Annotated in this window: 20 protein-coding genes; 12 read left to right on the top strand and 8 right to left on the bottom strand. The window is 71.6% G+C overall.

What is annotated here, in order from left to right; translation table 11 throughout:
• Positions 1–29 precede the first annotated feature (29 nt).
• The 4 genes from IW245_RS33435 to IW245_RS33450 all read left to right on the top strand — a co-directional run bounded on the left by IW245_RS33435 (position 30) and on the right by IW245_RS33450 (position 3,930).
• A complete protein-coding gene (locus IW245_RS33435; RefSeq protein WP_197007105.1) occupies positions 30–1,292 on the top strand; it encodes a TIGR02996 domain-containing protein in 1,263 nt (420 codons plus the stop codon).
• 62 nt (positions 1,293–1,354) lie between these two features.
• Positions 1,355–2,812, top strand: coding sequence for a hypothetical protein (locus IW245_RS33440; protein WP_197007106.1), 1,458 nt, complete (start codon positions 1,355–1,357; stop codon positions 2,810–2,812).
• A 14-nt stretch (positions 2,813–2,826) separates the two neighbouring features.
• Positions 2,827–3,327, top strand: a complete 501-nt coding sequence (locus tag IW245_RS33445; protein WP_197007107.1) for a hypothetical protein — start codon at positions 2,827–2,829, stop codon at positions 3,325–3,327.
• Positions 3,328–3,375: 48 nt separating this feature from the next.
• Positions 3,376–3,930, top strand: coding sequence for a hypothetical protein (locus IW245_RS33450; protein ID WP_197007108.1), 555 nt, complete (start codon positions 3,376–3,378; stop codon positions 3,928–3,930).
• Positions 3,931–4,062: 132 nt separating this feature from the next.
• Here the strand turns inward: IW245_RS33450 and IW245_RS33455 are convergent, their stop codons facing one another.
• From IW245_RS33455 to eccD, 4 genes are all read right to left on the bottom strand, one after another.
• Positions 4,063–4,362, bottom strand: coding sequence for a WXG100 family type VII secretion target (locus IW245_RS33455; RefSeq protein ID WP_197007109.1), 300 nt, complete (start codon positions 4,360–4,362; stop codon positions 4,063–4,065).
• A 39-nt stretch (positions 4,363–4,401) separates the two neighbouring features.
• Complete coding sequence (locus IW245_RS33460; RefSeq protein WP_197007110.1) at positions 4,402–4,743, bottom strand: WXG100 family type VII secretion target; 342 nt, start codon at positions 4,741–4,743, stop codon at positions 4,402–4,404.
• A 139-nt stretch (positions 4,744–4,882) separates the two neighbouring features.
• Positions 4,883–6,310, bottom strand: coding sequence for a type VII secretion protein EccB (gene eccB / locus IW245_RS33465; protein WP_197007111.1), 1,428 nt, complete (start codon positions 6,308–6,310; stop codon positions 4,883–4,885).
• A gap of 9 nt (positions 6,311–6,319) precedes the next feature.
• The gene (gene eccD, locus IW245_RS33470) at positions 6,320–7,783 is read right to left on the bottom strand and encodes a type VII secretion integral membrane protein EccD (RefSeq protein WP_307788932.1); all 1,464 of its coding nucleotides are present in this window, start codon (positions 7,781–7,783) and stop codon (positions 6,320–6,322) included.
• A gap of 77 nt (positions 7,784–7,860) precedes the next feature.
• Here eccD and eccCa point away from each other — a divergent pair, with 77 nt between their 5' ends.
• The 3 genes from eccCa to IW245_RS33485 all read left to right on the top strand — a co-directional run bounded on the left by eccCa (position 7,861) and on the right by IW245_RS33485 (position 14,948).
• A complete protein-coding gene (gene eccCa / locus IW245_RS33475) occupies positions 7,861–11,820 on the top strand; it encodes a type VII secretion protein EccCa (protein WP_197007113.1) in 3,960 nt (1,319 codons plus the stop codon).
• 102 nt (positions 11,821–11,922) lie between these two features.
• Positions 11,923–12,897: a hypothetical protein gene (locus IW245_RS33480; protein ID WP_197007114.1), complete on the top strand. Its 975-nt coding sequence runs from the start codon at positions 11,923–11,925 to the stop codon at positions 12,895–12,897.
• 17 nt (positions 12,898–12,914) lie between these two features.
• On the top strand, positions 12,915–14,948 hold the full coding sequence (locus tag IW245_RS33485; RefSeq protein WP_197007115.1) for a hypothetical protein: 2,034 nt from the start codon (positions 12,915–12,917) through the stop codon (positions 14,946–14,948).
• 252 nt (positions 14,949–15,200) lie between these two features.
• Here the strand turns inward: IW245_RS33485 and IW245_RS33490 are convergent, their stop codons facing one another.
• The 3 genes from IW245_RS33490 to IW245_RS33500 all read right to left on the bottom strand — a co-directional run bounded on the left by IW245_RS33490 (position 15,201) and on the right by IW245_RS33500 (position 19,097).
• Positions 15,201–16,310: a hypothetical protein gene (locus tag IW245_RS33490; RefSeq protein WP_197007116.1), complete on the bottom strand. Its 1,110-nt coding sequence runs from the start codon at positions 16,308–16,310 to the stop codon at positions 15,201–15,203.
• On the bottom strand, positions 16,307–17,431 hold the full coding sequence (locus IW245_RS33495; protein WP_197007117.1) for a type VII secretion protein EccE: 1,125 nt from the start codon (positions 17,429–17,431) through the stop codon (positions 16,307–16,309). Before IW245_RS33495 ends, IW245_RS33490 begins: the two co-directional genes overlap by 4 nt.
• A gap of 322 nt (positions 17,432–17,753) precedes the next feature.
• Positions 17,754–19,097 carry an AfsR/SARP family transcriptional regulator gene (locus IW245_RS33500; protein WP_197007118.1) on the bottom strand — a complete coding sequence of 448 codons (1,344 nt, stop codon included), beginning with the start codon at positions 19,095–19,097 and terminating at the stop codon, positions 17,754–17,756.
• 79 nt (positions 19,098–19,176) lie between these two features.
• Between IW245_RS33500 and clpS the strand changes: the two genes are divergently transcribed.
• From clpS to IW245_RS33525, 5 genes are all read left to right on the top strand, one after another.
• The gene (gene clpS, locus IW245_RS33505) at positions 19,177–19,467 is read left to right on the top strand and encodes an ATP-dependent Clp protease adapter ClpS (RefSeq protein ID WP_197007119.1); all 291 of its coding nucleotides are present in this window, start codon (positions 19,177–19,179) and stop codon (positions 19,465–19,467) included.
• The gene (locus IW245_RS33510) at positions 19,464–19,928 is read left to right on the top strand and encodes a DUF2017 domain-containing protein (RefSeq protein WP_197007120.1); all 465 of its coding nucleotides are present in this window, start codon (positions 19,464–19,466) and stop codon (positions 19,926–19,928) included. The genes clpS and IW245_RS33510 overlap by 4 nt, the downstream gene beginning before the upstream one ends.
• Positions 19,929–20,124: 196 nt before the next feature.
• On the top strand, positions 20,125–20,592 hold the full coding sequence (locus tag IW245_RS33515) for a M67 family metallopeptidase (RefSeq protein ID WP_372445283.1): 468 nt from the start codon (positions 20,125–20,127) through the stop codon (positions 20,590–20,592).
• Between the two features lie 55 nt (positions 20,593–20,647).
• Positions 20,648–21,007: a MoaD/ThiS family protein gene (locus IW245_RS33520; RefSeq protein WP_197007121.1), complete on the top strand. Its 360-nt coding sequence runs from the start codon at positions 20,648–20,650 to the stop codon at positions 21,005–21,007.
• 155 nt (positions 21,008–21,162) lie between these two features.
• A complete protein-coding gene (locus tag IW245_RS33525; protein WP_197007122.1) occupies positions 21,163–22,113 on the top strand; it encodes a PLP-dependent cysteine synthase family protein in 951 nt (316 codons plus the stop codon).
• A 97-nt stretch (positions 22,114–22,210) separates the two neighbouring features.
• Here IW245_RS33525 and IW245_RS33530 read toward each other — a convergent pair whose 3' ends face one another.
• Positions 22,211–22,651: a hypothetical protein gene (locus IW245_RS33530; protein ID WP_197007123.1), complete on the bottom strand. Its 441-nt coding sequence runs from the start codon at positions 22,649–22,651 to the stop codon at positions 22,211–22,213.
• Between the last annotated feature and the right edge of the window lie 19 nt (positions 22,652–22,670).

Consider the following 22,670-nt stretch of genomic DNA (forward strand, 5'->3'; position numbering starts at 1 on the left):
GGTCCGTCATACGCACGGGAAGGCGGCACGTGAAGAACCAGGCAGACATCATCCTGCGGTCGGGGACGCCGGCCTACAGCGTCGCCACCAGGCTGAGAGACGAGCTCGGGTTCGCGTGGCGCCGCGACGCCGGCAGGCATCTGTTCCTGGAGCGGCGGGCGTTCACCGATCCCTCGATCACGGTCGGAATCGGCATGGCGGACTACCGGTGGGAGATGGACGGCCTGGATCTGGGATACGACATCCTCATCTGGGTCAATGTGCGCGGTGTGCGTGGCGAGCGGGAGGATGCCGAGGCCGAGGCCTTGTTCGCGGAGATGTGTCATTGCCTCGGCTACCCGGCCGTGCTGAGCGACGAGGGAACGCCGCTCCTCGCCTGGTCGCCCGAGCAGGGTGCGCGCCGGTTCCCACCCGGCACCAGCGGCACGGAACGCGACCGCGATCTGTGGGCGGACTACGCCTACCCGCAGGTGCCGGCCGAGGTGCGGATCGCCGACGGCGACGTGCTCGGCCAGTTGTACGCCCGGATCCTGGCCGACCCGGACTCCGACGACCTGCGGCTGGCCTACGCCGACGCGGTCGCCGACGAGCTCCCCGACTACGCGGAGCTGATCCGCCTACAGGTGGAGTACACCGTGCTGCGCCGGGCGGGTGACCCGATCGATCAGGACCGGTGGCAGCGGATGCGCCAACTGGAGCGGGCGGTGCAGGGCGATATCGCGCCCAGGAACGGCACCCCGTTGCCGAGACCGGGTCAGATGGGCGAGAACCGGCAGGTCAAGCGGGGCTTCATCGAGCTCGTCGCCGTGGATGCCGACTTCTTCTTCCGGAACGCGGATCGGATGATCGCCGGCATCCCGCTGCGAGGGGTGTACCTGTCGGGCATCACCGAGGAGAACGTCGGCAGGCTGGCCGCGATACCCCAACTATCCCGGTTGCGCGGATTGGCGCTGTGGGGCTGCCCGATCGGCGACGCGGGCCTGCGGACGTTCCTGTCCTCGCCGTACCTGACCCGGCTGCGGTGGCTGAACCTGGAGAAGACCGGCATCACGGTCGCCGGGGTCGAGGCGTTGGCCGCGAGCGAGGCGCTGCCGGAGCTGGGCTACGTGACACTGGACCGGGATCTGAACGTGAACCCGGAGCTGCACTTCGACTGGGCCGACACCTTCGCGGACCTCTCGGAGTCGCACCTGGGCCAGCAGTTGGCCCGGCGCTACGACCGGGCATGGCTGCGGTGGCGACCCAAGTACTACGACTCGCTCGGCTGGGATCCCCGGTTCGACGAGGTGTGAGCAGGTTCGGGGTGCGGATTGAGGCACATGAACCTCTTGCGGCATTGGGCTAGGGTGGCCCCGTGACAGTTTCGTACGCCCGCAGCAGCGAAGAGGCCCATATCTACATGGACCTGCACCCGTGCGCCTGCGGCGAGGTCCGCTTCGCGCGGGACTCGGCTCTGCTGGCCGGCGACGCCGGAACGCTGCGCCGGTACACGGGGGCGTGCTCGGGTTGCGGGCGTAACCGCGACTTCATGTTCCGCTGGCCGACGGGTCCGCAGCCCCGGATCGAGGGCGGCCGGATCTGGATCGGCGGCGACCAGCCCTCGGAGCTGGTCGACGCCGGCCAGTGGCTGCTGATCGCCGACTCGGCGGCCGAGCGGAGCGCCCCGCGCGGTGAGCCCGGTGACCGGGCCCGGGCCGTCGAGTTGCTGGACTACGCGCAGGCGGCCGTCGGCGAGGCGGCGAAGTTCGTCCCGCAGGGCGCTGACGCCGTGCCGGGCTCGGCCTGCTGGACCGAGATGGGCCGGCGGCTCTTCGACGCCCGGCCCGACCGGTTCCTGCTGTCGGGGCTCGGGGTGCTCCAGGAGCGCTACCGGCAGGAGTGGGCGCAGGCGGTGGGCGGCGACACGCCCCGCCCGGCGGAGCAGCCCGCGTCGCAGCCGGCGCATGAGGTCACCTTCTTCGCCTGGCTGCCGCCCGGCGGCAACGTGACGGAGCCGCGGGCGGTGCTGCGTCGGCTGTCCGATCCCAGCGGTCCGGTGGACGAGGCGCTGGGTCCCGACGGCGAATGGCAGTCCAGCGACATCCACGCCCGGGTCGAAAGGGGCGACCTGCCCGGCACCGTGACCGTGATCGCCGAGGTCTGGGCGAAGACCCTGGTCGACGAGGCCCGGGCGGACCATCGCCTGCTGCAGGACGCGCTGCGTCGCCAGGCCGAGGGCGGTGTCGCGCTCCGCCTGGCCGGGGTCGGGGCCCACCCGGGTCGGATCGATGATCCGTGGGACGCCGACGAGCGGAGGTCGATCGTGGCCTATCTCCGGGAGGCCCCGTCGTTTCGCACCGCGGCCGGCGAGCTGATGCGTACCGATGGAATGTGGGTGTGGTCCGAACCCGTCGCCGACGCCGCCGAGTTTGACGACGTGGCCCCCGAACCGGAATTCCTGTACCACATCCGGCAGCGCCGGTGCCAGTTCCCGGCCCAGCTGGAACCCGGGGTGTTCGACCGTGCGGCGCGCCTCGCGAAGGCTGGTCCGGATGGGACGGACGATCGGGTCCGCGAGACGGCCGCGCCCGGACAGGCGACGCCGCCGACCCAGGAGGAGCGGCTCCGGGCGCTGTCAGCATGGCACGCCGAGTGGTCCCGCCGGCATGGCGGCAGCACGCCTTTCCGGCCCGAGAACCACCCGGACGACGCCGACTACGCGCTGCACCACGTGGACATAGAGGCCAGCGGGGAAGCCGAGTGGGAGTTCACGAGGCGGGCCCGGGAGATCATGGGCCTGGATCCCGACACCGGTCGCCGGGTCGCGGACTGACGTATCATCGGCCGATGACGACCTTGGAAACGCTGCGCAGTGCGGTCGCCGCCGCCCGGGCGGGTGACCTCGCGACCGTGTCCGCCCTGGTGGACTGGGGTGTCTCCGGGGCCGGGCTGATCGCCGCCGCAGTGTCCGAGCTGCGCCCCGAGATCCGGCAGCGGTCGGCCTCCAGCGGGCTTGGCGAGATCGACAGGGCCGTGCTCGGCGATCCCGAGATCACGGAAGTGATGGTCCGTCCGTTCGCGGCGCGGCTGGCGATGACCAGGGATATCCGGCCGGCGTCCCCGGAGGTCCGCGAGACGCTGATCGCGGCGCTCCGGGTCCGCGAGGACCTGCCGCCGGAGCTGAGCCCGGAGCAGGTGGTCCGGCTGGCGGAGTTCCGGGCGCAGGTCGAGGCGATCGAGGACGTGTTCGTGCTCGTCATTGACGCCGAGGAGCTGCCGATCGCGGTCACGCCCCGCAACACCATCGCGTTCCCGGCCGGCGACGAGCGGATGACCGGCGAATGGTGACCGGATCGGACGAGTGTGACCCCTGCGAGAACTGGAGCTGAATCCGCGATGAGCCTGCTGCTGGCGCGTACGAACGCCGAGGCCCACCTGTACATGGAACTGCAGCCGTGCGGGACGTGCGGGGCGACGGAGTTCCATCCCCGCAGCTCGGTGGTCATGGCGGAGGGTGACCTCGCGAGCCGGTACCACGGGGCCTGCCCGAACTGCGGGACCGAGCGGGAGTACACGTTCCGCATCCCTGAGGACATCATCTTCCCCGAGGCCGACCGGGTGCGTTTCGGCGCCGACGAGCCGTCCGAGCTGCTCGACCCGGGCGACTGGCTGTGGGTGGCCGACCTCTACACCCGACACACGCCGGCCGACCCCGGTGGCCTGCCGGACGCCGACCGGGCACGCTTCGGCCGGGATCTGGCCACCGCCGTCGCCGCGATCGAGGAGGTGCTGAAGTTCGTGCCCGCCGGGGCGGACCAGGTGCCGCCGGAGGCGTTCTTCAGTGAGCGGGGCCGCGAGGTGTACGCGACCGAGCCCGGCCGGTTTCGCGCCGCCCGACTGAAGGCGGTCGAGTACGCGTACCGGGAGCTGGCCGAGGGCTTCCTCGGCTGAGCCGGGAGAGTGGCGGACCCGAGCACTGGCCGCCAACGACAGCCGGGCCACGCGACGAACGAAGCCAGGGCCGTGGAAACGAACAAGGGGCCGGGACCGTCAACCGGTCCCGGCCCCTCGCGAGCGTCGAGGCTAGTGCCCGAAACGCCCGGCGGCGGCCTGGTCAGCCGCCTGCATGTTCACTGCCGCGTTACCAACCGAACTCGACAGTCGCCGCAGCGTCGCGGCCATCGCGTCGGCCTGCTGGTGCCAGCGCTGACTGGCGCCGGTGAAGGCCTCCGCACCCTTACCGGACCAGCCGTTGGCCAGCAGGTTGCGGAACACCTTGTCGGTGTCCTCCAGCGTCTGGTTCATATCGCGGACGAACGTCTCGATCTGCCCGGAGACAGAGTCGATGGTGCCGAAATCGTAGACAAGCGCGCCGTCAGTCATAGGTGACTACTCCTTGGATGGTGCTAATCGGATCGCGGCTCAGTGACCGCGGAGCTGGTTTCCGATACCGGCGTAGCCGGCACCGTGCTCCTGCGCCACCTTCTGGATCTCGTTGGCGGCGTCCTCGTCGGTGGTGCCGAAGTGCCGGTTCGCACCGTGCACGTTCTCGGCCATCTCGTTCAGGGCCTTGAGCAGCTGCGTCAGCTCCTGGCCGAGCTCCCCGGTGACGTTCTGGAACGTCGAGCCGGCGCCTCCCTGGAAGCCCTTGGCCTGCGTCTCGATCTCGTACAGCAGGCGCGTGAGGTTCAGGGAGATGGTCTCGCCCGCGTTCGTTGCCGCGTTGCCGGCGTCCGTGAGCATCTGCGGTGTTACCTGAGTCAAGGTCGAATCCACCCCGCTTCTTTCATCCTGGCCCCCGCTGTAGCGAGGACAATCCTGTCGGCACGGCTCCGGTGGTGGATGACCGCGTCCAAAACCGAATGTAACCCCCTCGCGCAAGTGCTTCCACACGCGAGTTTTCTCAGCTGCCGCCCGGCTGGTTCCTGGCGACCGGGGTGAGCGCGTCGACGGGGTCGAGTGCCGGGCCTGCCGGGATCCGGTTCACCAGGCTCGCGGGCATCGGCACCGCGTCACCGGGCGCGTAGCCGAGCATGCCGAGCACGGCGTCGCTCACCGGGTACCGCACGCCGAAGTCGGTGACGACGCTGTAGGCGCCCGTGGTGGCCGACGGTGAACCGAGGGCCCGGACGAGGGCACCGCGACCGGCGGGCACGACGACCCGGTCGGCGAGGCTGGCACCCTGGGGCGAGGCCGAGCCGGTCGGGGTGCCCGGTCCGAGGTCCGCGAAGGCACCACCCACGGTGATCGCGGGTGCGGCCTTCGGATCGCCCGACTGCGCGCACACCCGCTCGGTGGCCGCAGGGGTGATCAACGGCTTGGGCGTCTGCGGGGGCAGCGCCGCGTCGCCGGCCGCCGGCCGGGCCAGCTTGCCGCTCTGCTTGGCCGCCGTCGCGTCGGCGACCGTGATGGTCTCCCCGTCGGGCGAGCCGGAGATCGCCCCGGTGCCGACGGCCAGGTCCTTCTGCAGCTCGCTGATCACGGCCAGTCCGTCGTCGAGCACCAGGTAGTACTGGGTGCCGGTGCCGGTGCGGGCCACGAGGAGGTTGCCGTTCTTCCGGGACGGCACGGCGGCCGAGCGTTCGCCCTTGCGGTCGACCGTGATCGGGCCGATGTCGGGGCCGGCCGCGAGGCCGTTGATCCAGGCTGCGCCGACGTCGACCGGGGTGACCTCGCCGAACAGCGCGAGGACGGCCTCCTTGGTGAGGATCTGGTACCGGAAGCTGTGCCACACCAGGTACGTCGTCTTGGCCTTGGCGTCGCGGACCAGCATGGCGCCGTTCTCGCCGACCGGACGCCCGCCGGTCACCGCGCGCCCCAGGACCAGGCTGGTCGTGGTGATGGCCTGGTTCGCGTCATCCTGGCCGGGCGCCGAGCACAGGGTCCACGGGGCCCCGATCAGGCCCCTGCGCTCCGGCAGGGAGGTGGGGGCGCCGACGATGCCCCGCATGATCCCGCGCGGCACGTCCCGCAGTGACGCCGCCGGCACCCGGAAGACGGTCGGTGGCTGTTTCGCGGAGGCCAGCAACGCCGACGTGTAGTTGAGCATCGGGTGCAGCGCGCCCATCCGGTAGAGGTAGGGGGCACCGGTCTCCTTCTCGACCACGACCGCCCCGTCGGTCTGCCAGCTGCCGCTGCCGACCTTGGCGAGCAGCCCGACCACGCCGAACCCGACGGCCAGCAGCACAGCGATCATCACACCGGCGAAGACCGCGCCGGTGCCGCGCCGGAGCGGGGCCTGCGCCGGGTCGGTCTCGCGCATCACGAGCGCGGAGATCACCCGCTGGAGCAGGAACTGGTACGACTGCAGCTGGTCGCGCCTGGATGCCATCGGGGCCGCCTAGCCGAACGAGGCGAAGAGGCCCTGGACGGCGGTGTACACGCCGAGCACCCCGCACGCCAGAGGGACGAGCGCCATGATCGCCAACACGTCGAAGGTGTCGGCGAGCCGCCCGATGTAGGGGGAGGGGGCGCGCTTGCTGTACACGAGGCCCCCGGTGAGCACCACGCCCGCGATCACGGCCAGCGTCAACGGCCCGAACAGCATGAGCAGGGCGTTGTCGACCGCGAACGCGAAGGCGAGGGTCAGCATCGCGACCCCGACCAGTCCCGAGACGATCAGCGGCACGCGGTGCCGGGCGGTCGGGAACAGCCGGGCCCGGAGCAGGAGGGCGGCCACCGCTGTCGCCACCAGGCACACCCCGGTCACGCCGCCGCTGGTGGCCAGGAAGGCCATCGCGATCGCGGACACCACCGCGGTACCCGTCAGAAGTCCGGTCAGGGTCTCGTCGGCGCGCACGACCGAGGCGTATACCTGCGAACGGGGCGGCACCGGCTTGTCGACGAGCATCTCCTCGGGCCGGCTTGGCAGCTCGGGCACCGGCAGCCGGCCCATCCGGATCGACAGCAGCGGGTACGCCGGCAGCAGCCCGATCGCGAGCGTGGCCGCCACGGCTGCACCACCGGCAGCGGACTGTCCGGTGTAGCCCGCGAGGCCGGCGACGGCCCCCGACAAGCCGGTCATCGCGCCGGCCACGAACACCCGGGTGCCGCCGCCGACGCCGAAGTAGCCGATCAGGGCCACGGCGAACAACGTGATCGAGGCGACCAGGAGATGCGGGACCCCCAGGCCGGTCAGCTTCACGTCGTCGGGCGCGGCGACGAAGAGGCCGCCCGCGAACGCGTATACCAGGGCCACCCCGCCGAGCAGGGTGCCGGCCGCCACGTCCGCCATCGCGCGGGCGGTGACGATGCCGGCCACCAGGAGGACGGTCGCCATGGACAACGCGATCACGCCGGGCACGGTCCAACTCGGACCCGTCACGACGAGTAGGGCCAGGCCGGCCAGCAGCAGGGTCGCCGTGGCGGCCAGGGCGCACGCCCGGGTCGCCGCGCCGCTCCACGACCGGCCGAACCGCCGGGCGCCGCTGGCGACGACCTCGACCACGTCGTCGTACTCGGGCTCGGGCCAGTCCGCGCGGCGCGGGGCGAGGTGCAGCACCTCGCCGTCCCGCACGCCCTGCGCGGACAGGTTGCGCTCGGTCTCCAGCACGGCACCGGTGGTCCGGCGGAGCATCCAGCCGCCGTGCAGCTCGCCCTCGTCGGCCGCGCCCTCGCCGGCGTGCCGGAGCACGGACGGCAGAAGCTCACCGACCGGGACATTTTCGGGCAGGGCAATGTCAATTCGACGTTTTGGTGATGCGACCGTCACCCGGGCAAGACCCAGGGAACCCGGAGTCGTCACGGGTGGCCACCTCCGCTGAGTCCACGAAACACGGCTCAACCTAACATAGGCGTGCTTCACGGCCGGTCCGCCGGCCAATGGGCCTCCCTGGTTAGGATGGCCCTCATTCGAGGCGTAGTGGACATGGGGGTGGGCGAGTGGGCCTGGTGATCGTCCGACGGCCTCCCCGACGCCCAGCGCCGGAATTGCCCAGCGGTGAGGTGGTTCTCGACCCGCCGCCGGAGGCACCTCCCGTCGCCAGCAAGGGCTGGCAGAAGATGCTCACCATCCTGCCGATGGCAGCGGGTACCGCCGCGATGGGGCTCATGATGGGCTCGTCCGGCCGAGCCGGCCCGATGATGTACGTCGCGGGTGGAATGTACGGCGTGTCCATGTTCGGCATGATCGCAGCCCAGTTCATGGGCCAGGGCGGACAGAGCAAGAGCGACATGGTCGAGGCTCGCCGGCAGTACATGCGGCGGCTGAGCGCGCTACGGGCCCAGATCCGCGGCACGCTGCGTCAGCAGCACGAGGCGTTGTTCTACCGGCACCCGGACCCCGGCTCGCTGTGGTCGACGGTCAGCAGCCACCGGCTGTGGGAGCGCCGGCGCGGCGACGGCGACTTCGGGGTCCTCCGGATCGGTAAGGGCCCCCAGGAGATCGCCACTCCGCTGATCCCCCCGCAGACCCGCCCCGTCGACGAGCTCGAGCCACTGTGCGCCGCGGCGCTGCGCAAGTTCGTCACCTCGTACTCCGTGGTCCAGGATCTCCCGGTCGCGATGGCCCTGCGCGATTTCTCCCATGTGTACGTCCGGGGCGAGGGCGACGCGCCCCGTGCCCTGGTCCGCGCGCTGCTGGCCCAGTTGGCCACGTTCCACGCCCCCGACGACGCGCTCGTCGGGCTGTGCGTGACCGACGTGGACCGCCCGCACTGGGAGTGGGCCAAGTGGCTGCCGCACGCCCTGCATCCGACGAAGCTCGACGACGTCGGGCCGGTCCGGATGGTGGCCTCCGGCATCACCGCCCTGGAGGCGATGCTCGACGACCAGCTGACCAGCAGGACCCGGTTCGGCACCAGCAGCTCCGCCGCGCTCGGGCCGCACCTCGTGATCGTGATCGACGGCGGCAGTACGGCCGGTTCCGACCACCTGATGACGGAGGGCGGGGTCGACGGCGTCACCATCATCGACCTGTCCAATCCCCCGCCCCGGCTGCTGGACGAGACGACAGTGGTGCTCGACATCGACGCCGCGGGCCGGATCTTCGGCTCCACGATGGACGGTCAGTCGGACATCGGTACCGCCGACGGTCTGAGCCTGTCCGACTCCGAGGTCCTGATTCGCGAGCTCGCCCCGCTGCGGCTGTCGGCGGCGTCGCACAACGACGCGCCGCTGGCCGCCGACAACAGTCTTGCCGAGCTGCTCGGCCTCGGTGACCCGCACGAGTTCGACCTCGACGACGCCTGGGCGAGCCGCCCGAACCGCGACCGGCTCCGGGTGCCGATCGGCCTGAGCCCCGACGGCCGCCCGATCGAGCTGGACCTCAAGGAGTCCGCCCAGGACGGCATGGGCCCGCACGGTCTGCTGGTCGGCGCGACCGGTTCCGGCAAGTCCGAGCTGCTGCGGACGCTGGTGCTGGCCCTCGCCGTCACGCACAGCTCCGAGATCCTCAACTTCGTGCTCGTCGACTTCAAGGGTGGCGCGACGTTCACCACCCTGGACCGGCTGCCGCACACCAGCGCGGTGATCACCAACCTGGAGGACGAGCTCCCGCTCGTCGACCGGATGCGCGACGCGATCGGCGGCGAGCTCATGCGCCGACAGGAGCTGTTGCGCGCCGCCGGTAACTACGCCTCGCAGCGCGACTACGAGCGGGCCCGGGCCGCCGGCGTACCCCTCGCGCCGTTGCCGTCCCTGATGATCATCTGTGACGAGTTCAGCGAGCTGCTGACGGCCCGACCCGACTTCATCGACCTGTTCGTGCAGATCGGTCGGATCGGACGGTCGATCGGCGTCCACCTGCTGCTGGCCTCCCAGCGGCTGGAGGAGGGCCGGCTCCGCGGCCTGGAGACCCACCTGTCCTACCGGGTCGGTCTGCGGACCTTCTCGTCCATGGAGAGCCGGGCCGTCCTCGGCGTGGCCGACGCCTACGAGCTGCCCCGCGCGCCAGGACACGGCTACCTCAAGGCCGGCACCGAGGACCTGACCCGCTTCCGCGCCGCGTACGTGTCCGGCGTGTACCGCCGGGGCGAGTCCGGCGGGGCGAAGCGTGCCGGCGGGTACCTGGACGCGGTCCGTCCGTACAGCACCTACTACCTCACCCCCCGGGTCACCGAGCAGCCGGACGAGCCGGTGGTTGAGGTCGACGAGGAGGCGATCGGCGACACCCTGCTGGACGTCGTGGTCGGCCGGCTGGAGAACCACGGGCCGCCCGCGCACCAGGTCTGGCTGCCGCCGCTGCGCGAGGCGCCGACCCTCGACCAGCTGCTGCCGAGGCTCGTCGTGGACCCCGCGCGGGGCCTGACCACCAGCCACTCGCAGCTGCTGGGCGCGCTGCGGGGCGTCGTCGGCGTGATCGACCGGCCGGCGGAGCAGCGCCGGGACCTGATGTGGATGGATCTGTCGGCCTCGGCCGGCAACCTCGTCGTGGTCGGTGGGCCGCAGAGCGGCAAGAGCACCCTGCTGCGCACCCTGATCGGCAGCCTCGCCCTGAGCCACACCCCGCGCGAGGCCCAGTTCTACTGCCTGGACTTCGGCGGCGGCTCCCTGGTCAGCCTGCGCGACCTGCCGCACGTCGGCGCGGTCGCCACCCGGCGCGACCTCGACCTGGTCCGCCGCACGATCGCGGAGATCCAGGCGCTGCTGGCCGAGCGGGAGCAGCGGTTCGCGGCGCTCGGGGTGGACAGCATCACCACGTACCGGCGGCGGCGGGCCAACGGCGAGTTCGCCGACGACCCGTTCGGCGACGTCTTCCTCGTGGTGGACGGCTGGGGCTCGGTCCGCTCGGACTTCGAGGACCTCGAGCCGCAGCTCGCCGAGATCGTCAGCCGGGGCCTCGGCTTCGGCGTGCACGTGCTGGCCAGCGCCGCCCGGTGGATGGAGATCAGGCCGGCGGTCCGGGACATGTTCGGGTCGCGGCTGGAGCTGCGCCTGGGCGACCCGAGCGACTCCGTGCTCAACCGGCGGGTCGCGGTCAACGTCCCCGAGCGCACCCCGGGCCGGGGTCTCACCCCCGACGGCATGCACTTCCTCGCCGGCCTGCCCCGGGTCGACGGCCGGTCCGACGCCGGGAGCCTGGGTGAGGGCGTCGCGGCGTTCACCCAGCTCGTGGCCAGCTCGTGGCACGGCGCGCCCGCACCCCGGGTCCGGCTGCTGCCGGAGGAGTTGCCGTACTCGGCGCTACCCGCTCCGGTACCGGGAAACCGTGCCATTCCCATCGGTATCGCCGAGACCGACCTGCGGCCCGTCTACCTGGACTTCGACGCCGACCCGCACTTCCTGCTGTTCGGTGACCTGGAGACCGGCAAGAGCGCGTTCCTGCGGGGGCTGGCGCGCGGCATCGCCGAGCGGTACAGCCCGGCTCAGGCCCGGATCATGGCGATCGACTACCGGCGCAGCCTGCTCGGCAGCGTCAACCAGGACCACCTGCTCGGCTACGGGACCTCGGCGCAGGTCACCACCGAGCTGGTCTCCCAGGTCGTCCAGGTGATGCGCGAACGGCTGCCCGGGCCGGACGTCACCGCCGAGCAGTTGCGGTCGCGGAGCTGGTGGAGCGGGCCGGAGCTGTTCATCCTCGTCGACGACTACGACCTGGTCGCCAACGGGCCGGGCGGACCGCTCGCCCCGCTGCTGGAGTTCCTGGCGCAGGGCCGCGACATCGGGCTGCACCTCGTCCTGGCCCGCCGTGCCGGTGGCGCGTCGCGGTCGCTGTACGACCCGCTGATCGCGCGGATCCGGGAGCTGGCCTCCCCGGGCGTGGCGATGTCCGCGCCCCGGGACGAGGGCGTGCTGCTCGGCAACATCAAGTCCTCGACGATGCCGGCCGGGCGCGGCTGGTTGGTCAGCAGGCGGAACGGGGCCCAGCTGGTCCAGCTCGCGTGGCTGCCGCCGACCCTCTAAAGAGATCTTCGGGCGGTTGCGCGGGGGTATTACTGTCGTAGCGAGGAGTTGTCGCGCGCGTCCGAGCGGGGGCGCCTACCGGAGACGAACGGGGGAGGTCCCATGAGACCCGACGAAGGCGACGGCGGCCCGGTCCGCCCCAAGCTGTTCGACGGTGAGTCCGAGCTGAAGACCAGCCCCGAAGGGCTCACGGACTACGCCGGCAACATCTTCAAGATCTTCATGAATTTCAGTACGGAGTCCGTCAAGGCCTTCGCCCACCTGCCCATGGTGCAGTCGAAGGCGCTGGTCGCGTTCCGGGGCGAGGCGGGCACGTTCGCCGAGGGCAAGATGGCGAACCAGATGATGCACAAGCGCGTCCTGGAGTTCCAGCGGTTCTTCGCCGACGTGGGCGTCGGGCTGGAGGCCATCGCCTTCGCCTCGCAGGCGGTCGGCGACGCCTACGGCGGCACGGACTCCGACAACGCCGCGACTCTGGGTGACATCTCCTTTGCCTTCGGCGATCGTGGGGCCACCCAGCCGAAGGGCTTCAAGGACGACATGTTCAGCAAGGACTACAAGACGATCGAGGACCAGCGGGCCGCCGCCATGGCCTCGGGCGGGACCTACACCGCGGCGATGGGCGGGCTGTACGGCGACTTCAAGGGCTCGCAGGCCTCCGACCCGCACGCGCCCGAGACGTACCGCTACCCGGACGGCAGCTACGTCCTGGTCCAGACCACGCGGACGCAGACGCCCTACGGCTATGTCGACACGACCACCCGCACGGTGTACGACAAGGACAACAAGCAGCTGGCCTCGCAGTCCTCGCAGGACTTCCACGGCGACAACACCGTGACCACCAAGCAGGGCGCCGTCACGGAGACCACCGTGACGCACACCAACCCCGACGGCAGCGTCACCTACACCACCACCCATGAGGTGAACGGCCAACAGAGCGCTCCTCGAACGACGACGGTGTACCCCAACCAGCACAACGACGCCGCCGGGAGCCAGGGGCCGGTGGAGGTCCAGGAGAAGGTGCTGGACAGCCACGGTGACGACTACCACGAGCGGCTGTACGGCAAGAGCTACTGACGGGGAGAGGATCAGCGATGGGTTACGGGGACAATCCCAGTCAGTACTACGGCTACAGCCCCGGCGGCAACGAGGAGCTGCAGAGGAATCGGCGGCTGGCGCGACACACCGGTGACGACGTCGACCACTACACCCCGGACAGCTCCGGCGACGAGTACGCGGCCACACCCAAGATCGATCACGGTCACATGCGCTCGGACGACTACGAGGGCATGAGCAAGATCGCGGGCAACAGCATCGAGAAGATCTACAAGCGGGTGATGGCCCAGGACTCCGGTGGGGTCCGTGAGGCCGCCTGGCAGTGGTCCGATGTCGAGGATCTCATCGATCACCTGTCAACCCAGATCCGCACCCAGACCGACACCCTCCGCGCGGGCAACGGGGCGGAGCATCCGGGTTGGCACTCGCCCGGCGCCGACGCGTTCCTCGCCCGGGGGCCGGGTGCCACCCTGATGTCGCTCAACGACTGGCACGACGCGGCGCGCAACAACTTCCTGGGCATGCTCTCCCTGGCCGGGAAGATCGACGAGTTCCAGGGCAAGATGCAGACGCTGTTCGACAGGTACAAGGCGGCGATAGTCAACGACTCCAAGTTGTTCTTCGCCAACGGCATGAACAGCTTTGAGGGCAGCCCGCAACCGCCGTCCGACTACACGAAGGTCGACGTCGCCGCGTGCCAGAGAGCGTTGACTGCCAGCAATAACTGGGCCGTGAAGGACAAGTACATCAGTTTCATGAGGGACACGGAGTTGCGGTTCACGGTCATGGCCCAGGACCTCGAGTACGAGATGGGCCAGGGCTACTGGCAGGTGATGAACAACGACCTGCGCGGCGGCACGGCGACGGTGTACGAGGGGCCCAACAACGCCGTGCGCACAGCCAACATGCCGGGGCAGAAGCTGATGACCCTCAGCGTCCCCTCGAGGCCGGGTGGGCCGCCGGGGTCGCAGTTCAACCATCAACCTCCGAGCCCGACGAAGGCGCCCGTCAAGCCGCCGCCGCAGGTCAAGCCGGACCTAGCCCATCCGCCGAGTGTCGGGGATCCCACGAAGCTGCCCGATCCCAACAAGCTCCACGATCTGGACCAGTTGCGCGACCCCAGTAAGGTGCTCGACCCGTCCAAGCTCCACGATCCGGGCAAGCTCCCGGGGATCGGTGAGCTGCCGGTGCAACCCCCGGGGCTGGGGCTGGACCAGCCCTCATTGAGCCTCGCCGGTGGTCGGCAGACGCCCACGGTGAAGTCGGGCCTGCTTGGCAGGACGCCGAGCGTGTCGGCGCCGCCCGAGGCGCCCGGGCTGGGTCGGAGCCTGTCGCAGACCTCCGGGGGCGCGCCGAGCGTGCCGCCGGCTATGGCCAAGGGCGGCGCGAAGGTGTCGCGGCCCACCGGTCCGCAGGACGCCGCGCGGCAGCAGGCGAACGGGCCGGGAATGCCGCCGTCCTCGGTCCTCGGGAAGTCCGGTCGCACCAAGCCGGGTCAGCCCGCCGCGCCGGAGGGGCCGGAAGGCCGGTCGCCGGGCGCGACGCCGAAGGGGACCACGCCGTCGGTGCTGGGCGGCCGCAGGTCGGGGGCGCGGGTCGGCCAGGACCAGACGGGCACCCCGGGATCGACCCGGCCGGGGACCAGCCCGTCGGTGCTGGGAAAGAACCGCGACCGCGACCGGCAGGGGTCGTCCGGCGGGCCGGGGGCGCCGCTGGAGGACGTGTTCCTGCGGCCCGTGACCGAGGCGGGTGCCACCGCCCCGGTGTTGCGGCGGTCCGGTGCGGTCGGCCGGCTGGTCGCCGACCTCGGCGAGGTGCCCGAGGGCCTGCGGGCCAGCAGGCCGGTCGTGAACAGTCCGGCGGAGCTGGCCGCGCGCAAGAGCGCGGCACAGGCCAGCCGGGAGGAACGGGACCGTCAGTCCCGTGACGATGACTACGACGCGATCCAGTCCATGCTCAGCGGTGAGACGCCCTGGACAGTGGAGACCCCTGGCGGTGCGGTCATCGCCAACACGCCGCATCCGGCGCCGGTGCCAACGCACGAGCCGAAGCCGGTGCTCGGCGGGCACTAGGCGTGATCGGGGCCGCCGGTGGGCGGCCCCGTGCGGCCCCTTGTCCTGCCATGCCGCAACGCTGCCGGGCTGTTGCTGTGCCACCGCCTTGCCGTGCCGTCGTCTGCAGGGGACGGATCGGGCCGGGGCGGCTGCCGGGTGCCTCTGAGCCCGTTGCGCGGTGCCCCAAGCCCGGGTCGTGACCGCATCCGGAGTGGATGGCTTTGCCGACGCGCCACCCCACCGAACAGTGCCGACACCCAGGCAGTCACCTCACGCGCGCGACGGCGTCAGCCCCAGGTGCTGGCGCTCCAGGTTCGTCGGCGTGACCCACACGTACCGGTCGGCGCCGCCGCCCACCAGCGCCAACATGTCGCCATGCAGTCGCTCCAACCACCCGGCGGACCGGGGATCCAGGCGCAGGATCGACGTGATCGCCTGCGCCTCCGTGCCGGACAGCCGGCTCATCATCACCAGGTTCGACGCCTGCACGGCGGGGAAGCCGCGGACGGAGAGCTGCGGTAGCACGGTGAGCTGGGTCTGCCATGGGCCGAGGCTCGGCGGGACGACGGTGCCGGCGTCGCCGAGTTCGTACACCAGGAGGGCCGGGGTCTGGGCGGTGCCCTGCACCTCCACCGGCTGTGCCGTGGGCAGGACGGCGAGCCGGTCGTTGTGCCCGGTGGCCCACTGGGCCAGGGCCTGCCAGGGGCCCGGGGTGTGGGTGAACACCACGACCCTGGCTCCCAGGGCCAGCGCCCGGAACACGAGCAGCTTGGTCGACCACGGCTGATCGCCGACGAGGGACACCCGGGTCGGCTCCGGCCGGAACATCCGGATCGACACGGGGGCGCGGTTGCGGTCATTCCCGAGGAGCAGGCCAGCTCCGGCGACGGGCACCCGGATCATGTCCAGGGCCTCCTCTGAGGCGATGTGCGCGCCGATCCGCAGGGGTGGCAGGGCCGGCGTCGCGCTGCCCTCCAGCTCCTGTGCGTCGCCGGGGGACTGGCGGGTGTAGACGGTGCCGCGGCTGACCGCGGCGGTGGGGGTGGTGTAGGCCGCCGCGGCCGCGGCCTGGGCGGCGTTGATCGCCGCGGCGCTGGCGGTGGCGGCCGCGGCGGTGGCTCCGGTGGTCGCCGCCGGACGGGCGACCACGCCACGACCGGCGTCCGGGGCGATCACGCCACGACCGGCTTCGGAGGCGACCACGGCCGAGCCGGCCGCATTGTGCCCCCCGATCCCCGGATCCGGAGCGGGAGCCGCCGCGCGGGCGCCGAAGACCGGCAGGACGGTGCCCATGCCGTGCGAGCCCGGATCGGCGAGCTCGTCCGGGTGCTGCTGGCCGTCGGCCTCCGGCCCCGGGCGGGCCGAGCCGTAGACGCTCATCGGGCACCTCCACCGGTCGGCGCGGAGGCGTACACCGCCGAGGCGTGCTCGCCGTCGAGCCGGAACAGTCGGCCGCCGGCCTGACTGGCGGCGGCCTGCACCGCCTGGGTCGCCTCGGCGAGCCGGGGCTCAGGGTTCGCGACCCGGACCAGGCAGCGGATGTCGATCCCCTCCTCTGTGGGCTGGAGGATGGTGGCCACGCTGGTCAGCGCCGCCGGGCTGGCGGCCATGCTGTCGAGCAGGGGCCCGATCTGGGTCGTCTGTGGCCAGTCGCGCAGCCAGAAGCAGGCGTGCGCGAGGCCCGCCGAATGCCAGGACTGCCACTGCTCCTGGGGCCGGGGGACGCCGGTGTCGTGGGCCGGGGGCTCCAGGTCCAGGGAGCGGACCATGGCGTCGAGCAGCCCGTCGGAGTCCAGGACCCGGTAGGGCACGCCGGAGCGCCGCAGCGCCTTGCCGACCCGGCGGACCAGGGCGAGGAGCAGCGCCACGGTCTCGTCGCCGCCGGCGGGGCCGTCGGTGGCCTCAGCGAGGAGCCGCGCGTCGAGTCGGACGGTCACCCAGCAGTTGCGGTCGGCGGGCACCCGCCCGAGGGTCTCGGTGAGTTCCCGGTAGGACTGGCTGGCGGGGCTGTGCCCCGGCAGGCCGCTGCTGGGGGTCGGCACGCTGTGGGTGACGACCTGGATGACGCCGCCCGGCTGCTCGGCCCCGGACAGCGCCCGGGCCAGGCTCGCCAGCGGCATGGTGGCCTGAGAGTCGCCGCGCATCCCACTGTCGGGCGTGGCGGTGATGACGGCGAACCAGCCGGAGCCGTCGTGGGCCACGCCGACCGGGCTGCCGGCGCTGTCGGGCACGGTGCGCACGGTCAGGTCGGGGACGAGCCCCGACAGGGCGGCCAGCCGCCGGTCCGGGGACGGGTGGGCGACGCTGGTCCGCCGCTTGCGGAGCTGCCAGCGCAGCCGCAGCCGCTCGGTCCACCAGCGGCCCTGTGACCGGCCGAACAGCACGACGAGCGCCACGGTGGCGACGGTGGCGCTGGCGAGGCCGACGATCAGGTTGTGCGTGAGAAGGACGAGGACGGTGGCCCCGACGACCTCCATGGCCAACAGCTGCAGCAGGCTCACCGGCCCGACATAGCCCGGCCGGCGTCGCGGGACGATGAATGGCGCGCCGGGTGTGGCCGACGGGACGGCTCCGACCCGACCCACGGCGCGCGTCTGGGGCGGCGCATCGGTCATGCCAGCAGCCTCCCTAAGCTCGGTCCGATGTCCAGCGGGAATGGGCGACACCGCTGTGCGGCAATCATGATAGGAGCCCGTGTCACTGTCACCCTATACGGACCGGATCTCGCCCGATGGTCCCTGATTCGGGGATGCGGGGAGCGATCCCGGCAATCCAGATATTCCACTGAAATCCAACCGCGACACGACCTTGACGGGTACCGGCTCAGCGGGGCCCCAACAGCAACCGGGTGGCCCCGTTCAGCGCGATCAGGCTCGACAGCCGGTCCCGGCTGGCGATCACGGTGAGGCTGCCCGGGTTGCTGGGCAGTAGCGGGCGCACCTGGTCGGGGTGCGAGGCGTTGTCCAGGACCAGGAGGACCCGCCGGTCGCCGACCAGGCTGCGGTACAGGTCGACGGCCTCGTCCACCCCGTCGGGGAGCGCGTCCCCGGCGACGCCCAGGCCTGCGAGGAGCGCACGGAGCGCCGCGATCGGCGACAGGCAGGCCCCGGGCCCGGCGTCTGGAACGGTGCTGCCCTGACCCCCGGCACGCGGCGCCGTGGCGGCCGGCGCGGACAGGTCCAGGAACAGTTGGCCGTCCGGGAATCTGGCCCGCACCCGGTGGGCCCAGTGCACGGCCAGCGCCGTCTTCCCCACGCCCCGGTCCCCGCTGATCACGACCGACGGCGGCCCGGCCTGCCCCGGCCCCGGGAGCAGCCCGTCGAGGAACTCCAGCTCCTCGCGCCGCCCGGCGAACCCCGGCTTCTCCGGCGGCAACTGGGCCGGAACGGTGCGCGGCACGGGCGCCCTGGCCGGGTCGAGCGCGGGGTCGCGGCGCACGATCCGCTGGTACAGCTCGTCGAGTTCGGCGCGCGGGTCCAGTCCGGTGGCGTCGACGAGCAGCCGGCGAGCGCGCTCGTACACGGCGAGGGCGTCGGTGCGGCGGCCGGCGCGGTAGAGGGCGAGCAGGTGCAGTTCGACGAGGCGTTCCCGGAGCGGGTGCACCCTGACCAGGGACTCCAGTTCGCCGAGCAGGCCGTCGTGGCCGCCGAGCGCGAGGTCGGCCTCGATCCGCAGTTCGGTGGCCGACAGGTTCAGCTCCTCCAGGCCCCGGCCGTACGCCGCCCGGATCCGGGGCGTGGTCAGCTCGCCGAGCGGCCGGCCCCGCCACAGCGCGAGGGCCGGGCCGAGCAGCCCGCGCCGGACGGCCGGGTCGGTGGCCTCGTGGCCCCGCCGGCACAGGTCCCGGAACCGGTGCGCGTCGACCCGGGCCGGATCGCCCTCCAGCGCGTACCCGCCGCTGCGGGTGACCAGCCGGAACCCGCGACGCTCGGCGTCCACGGCCGCCAGCCCGGTCCGCAGCCGGGACACGTGCACGTGCAGCGCGGCCCGGGCGCTGGCCGGCGCGTCCTCGCCCCACAGCAGGTCGATCATGCGGTCGATGCTCAGCGCGGCGTTGAGGTTGAGGAGGAGGAGGCCGAGCAGACAGCGTTCCATCCGGCGCCGGCCGAGGTCCACGGGCAGGCCGTCCACGAGCACGTCCACGCCGCCGAGCACCCGGAACTCCATTGCTGTGAGGCTAGTACCCGTGATCTTGTCTCGTGAGGTGGGCGGTTGCTCCGTGGGCGGTTCGGGCTAGGGTGAGGGAATGTCCGGGACCCAGGCCCTGCCCGCCGAGGCGACAGAAGTCGAAGAGGTCTTCGAGGCCGATCGCCCGTGGATCACGGTGGTGCACAACGACCCCGTCAACCTCATGAGTTACGTGACGTGGGTGTTCCAGAAGCTGTTCGGCTACTCGAAGGAGAAGGCCGAGAAGCTGATGCTCGACGTGCACCACAAGGGCCGCGCCGTCGTCTCGCACGGCGCCCGGGAGCGGATGGAGTTCGACGCCACCCGGCTGCACGGCTACGGACTCTGGGCGACGGTGGAGAAATCATGACATTCTACCGCAAAGGCGACGAGATCGTGGCGACCTTCCGCCCCGAGGAGATCGACGTCCTCCGGATGGTGGTCACCCAGGTCTCCGAGCTGGTCACCGAGGGGCTGCGGGCCGACCCGGTGTTCGAGCGGCTGTTCCCCGACATCTACCAGGACAACCCGGTCGCGGCGGCCGAGCTGCGCCGGTACACGGAAGATGATCTGAAGCAGGCGAAGGTCGACGCCGCCGCCGTCGTGCTCGACACCCTCGACGAGCACACCACGCTCACCGTCGAGCAGGCCGACGCCTGGCTGCGGGCCGTCAACGACGTGCGGCTGGCGCTCGGCACCCGGCTGGAGATCGGCGACGACTTCGACATCGAGGAGGAGTACGAGGACGCCGACGACGAGCGCGGCCTCCAGATCTCCGTCTACGGCTACCTGTCCTACCTCCAGGAGTCGCTGATCGACTCGCTCACGTAGGTGGGGCCCGCTGAGGGCGACGATGCGTGCGTTGTCGGCACGCCTGAATACGACACCGGTATTCAGGCGCACCTCCGCCTTCGCCTGCCCGCCCTCAGCGGGCCAAGACGTCAGATCAAGAGCGAAGCATCGCCGGGTCGGCCGCGTGACCCATGCCATGGAGACCTCCGGGGCTCCGAGCCGGTACGATGTGCGCGTGCTGACCATCGACCGTGCGATCGCCGACGCGATCGTCGCCCACGCGCGCCGGGACCACCCGGACGAGGCGTGCGGTGTCGTGGCAGGCCCGGCCGGATCGGACAAACCGCTCAGGCACATCCCGATGGCGAACGCGGAACGGTCCACGACCTTCTACCGCTTCGACTCGATGGAGCAGCTCCGGGTGTGGCGCGAGATGGACGACCTGGACGAGGAGCCGGTCGTCATCTACCACTCGCACACCGCCACCGAGGCCTACCCGTCGCGCACCGACATCAACCTCGCCGCCGAGCCGGGCGCCCACTACGTGCTCGTCTCCACCCGGGCGGACGACGAGACGGAGCTGCGGTCGTTCCGCATCGTTGACCAGCAGGTCACCGAGGAACCGATCCAGGTCGTCGATTCCGACGCGGTGCAGACGTACATGTTCGGGCAGACGCCGACGACGGTGGTCTACGACTGTTAAGAGACGGCTTGTCTCCAGTCCCTGATCAACCCTCGTTCACAGGAGTAGTCCGACCATGGCAATCGAAGTCCGCATCCCCACCATCCTGCGGTCCTACACCGGCGGCGCCAAGGCCGTCGAAGGCGCGGGCACCACGCTCGCCGAGCTGCTCACCGACCTCGACGGCCAGTACAACGGCCTGCGCGGCCGGCTGATCACCGACGACGGCGGCCTGCACCGGTTCGTCAACATCTACGTCAACGACGAGGACGTCCGGTTCACCGGCTCCCTGGAGACCAAGGTCGCCGACGGCGACTCGGTCACCATCCTGCCGGCCGTGGCCGGTGGGGCGTTCGGGTTCGCGGCGCTGGCGGCGCTCGGGTGGACCGGTGGTGCCGATCTGGCGCTGCGCGGTCAGGTTCTCGCGGCGCACTAGCTCGTCGCCGGCCGTTCCGGGGCCGGGACTCATCTCCCGGCCGTTCCGGTTCGGGACTCTTCTTCCGGCGTTCCGGGGCCGGAGCTCTTCTCGTGGCTTCGGGCGGGGCGCGCCAGCGCCCCGCCCGAAGCACCCACCTCACAGAGGAACCTGTCATGGCGAGATACGACTCGCTGCTGGCCGCCTGCGGGGACACGCCGCTCGTCGGGTTGCCCCGACTGTCGCCGTCCCCCCAGGTGCGGCTGTGGGCCAAGCTCGAGGACCGCAACCCCACCGGCAGCATCAAGGACCGCGCGGCCCTGCACATGGTGCGCGCGGCCGAGGAGTCCGGCCGGCTCAAGCCCGGCGACACCCTGTTGGAACCCACCAGCGGCAACACCGGCGTCGCGTTGGCCATGGTCGCCAAGCTCCGGGGGTACCGGCTGGTCTGCGTTCTTCCCGAGAACGTCTCCCCGGAGCGGGTCGCCCTGCTCCGGATGTACGGCGCCGAGATCATCTTCTCGCCGGCCGCCGGGGGCTCCAACCAGGCCGTCGCCAAGGCCAAGATCCTCGCCGGGGAGCACCCCGACTGGGTGATGCTCTTCCAGTACGGCAACGAGGCCAACGCCCGCGCGCACTACGAGACCACCGGCCCGGAGATCCTCCGCGACCTGCCCACCATCACGCACCTCGTCGCCGGGCTCGGCACGACGGGCACCCTGATGGGCATCGGCCGCTACCTGCGGGAGAAGGTCGACGGCATCCAGATCATCGCCGCCGAGCCCCGGTACGGCGAGCTGGTCTACGGCCTGCGCAACATCGACGAGGGCTACGTCCCCGAGCTGTACGACGCCTCCGTGCTCACCCGCCGGTTCTCCGTAGGCACCCAGGACGCCGTCCTGCGCACCCGCCAGCTCGTCGAGGTCGAGGGGCTGTTCGTCGGCTTCTCCACCGGGGCGGTGCTGCACGCGGCGCTCGCCGTCGCCCACGAGGCGGCCAAAGCCGGCCAGGAGGCCGACGTGGCGTTCATCGTGGCCGACGGCGGCTGGAAGTACCTGTCCACGGGTGCGTACGCCGGCACGCTCGCTGAGGCGGAAGCCGCCCTGGAGGGCCAGCTCTGGGCCTGACGCCCAACCACGGGCGTCCGGCCCAGCCAGGGGCCTGACGCCCGGGGCTGGGCCGCCGCGCGCCGGATCAGGGACGCTTCGTACCCGAAAAAGGGTTTCAGGCCGAAGCGGTGAGGATCGCGCCCACGATCAGGGTCAGGGTGCCGGCACCCAGGACCGCCCAGGGGATCAGCGCCCGGTTCACGGTCACGAATCCGGCGACGGTGAACCCCATCCCCAGGATCCCGACCAGGATGATCACCGGCTCGAACCAGCCGGGCGCGCCGGCGATGATCCGGACCAGCGCCGCCAGCCCCACCACGATCCCGCCCAGCGCCAGCACGAACGCCCAGACGGACACGGCGGCCAGGATCCGCTGCGGCGGAGGTGCGGAGAAGTCCCGCGCCCCACGGCGGCCCTCGCTGCCCACCGCGAGGGCGAGCCGGGTCCGGAACGAGGCGTTCGGGTCCACGGCCGGGGCGTCGGCGTCCGCCAACCCCAGGGCCGAACCGAAACCGGCGACGTGATCGGGCTCGTTGCGTTCAGTCTCACTGCTCACGCTGCACCATTCTTCCGTA

It is taken from the genome of Longispora fulva, assembly GCF_015751905.1.
Classification (GTDB): Bacteria; Actinomycetota; Actinomycetes; order Mycobacteriales; family Micromonosporaceae; genus Longispora; species Longispora fulva.

Excerpts from the sequence above, each read along its gene's own strand:
- IW245_RS33445 (WP_197007107.1), top strand. The coding sequence starts at position 2,827 with ATGACGACCTTGGAAACGCTGCGCAGTGCGGTCGCCGCCGCCCGGGCG.
- IW245_RS33450 (WP_197007108.1), top strand. The coding sequence starts at position 3,376 with ATGAGCCTGCTGCTGGCGCGTACGAACGCCGAGGCCCACCTGTACATG.
- IW245_RS33455 (WP_197007109.1), bottom strand. The coding sequence starts at position 4,362 with ATGACTGACGGCGCGCTTGTCTACGATTTCGGCACCATCGACTCTGTC.
- eccB (WP_197007111.1), bottom strand. The coding sequence starts at position 6,310 with ATGGCATCCAGGCGCGACCAGCTGCAGTCGTACCAGTTCCTGCTCCAG.
- IW245_RS33480 (WP_197007114.1), top strand. The coding sequence starts at position 11,923 with ATGAGACCCGACGAAGGCGACGGCGGCCCGGTCCGCCCCAAGCTGTTC.
- IW245_RS33485 (WP_197007115.1), top strand. The coding sequence starts at position 12,915 with ATGGGTTACGGGGACAATCCCAGTCAGTACTACGGCTACAGCCCCGGC.
- IW245_RS33490 (WP_197007116.1), bottom strand. The coding sequence starts at position 16,310 with ATGAGCGTCTACGGCTCGGCCCGCCCGGGGCCGGAGGCCGACGGCCAG.
- IW245_RS33500 (WP_197007118.1), bottom strand. The coding sequence starts at position 19,097 with ATGGAGTTCCGGGTGCTCGGCGGCGTGGACGTGCTCGTGGACGGCCTG.
- clpS (WP_197007119.1), top strand. The coding sequence starts at position 19,177 with ATGTCCGGGACCCAGGCCCTGCCCGCCGAGGCGACAGAAGTCGAAGAG.
- IW245_RS33510 (WP_197007120.1), top strand. The coding sequence starts at position 19,464 with ATGACATTCTACCGCAAAGGCGACGAGATCGTGGCGACCTTCCGCCCC.
- IW245_RS33520 (WP_197007121.1), top strand. The coding sequence starts at position 20,648 with ATGGCAATCGAAGTCCGCATCCCCACCATCCTGCGGTCCTACACCGGC.
- IW245_RS33525 (WP_197007122.1), top strand. The coding sequence starts at position 21,163 with ATGGCGAGATACGACTCGCTGCTGGCCGCCTGCGGGGACACGCCGCTC.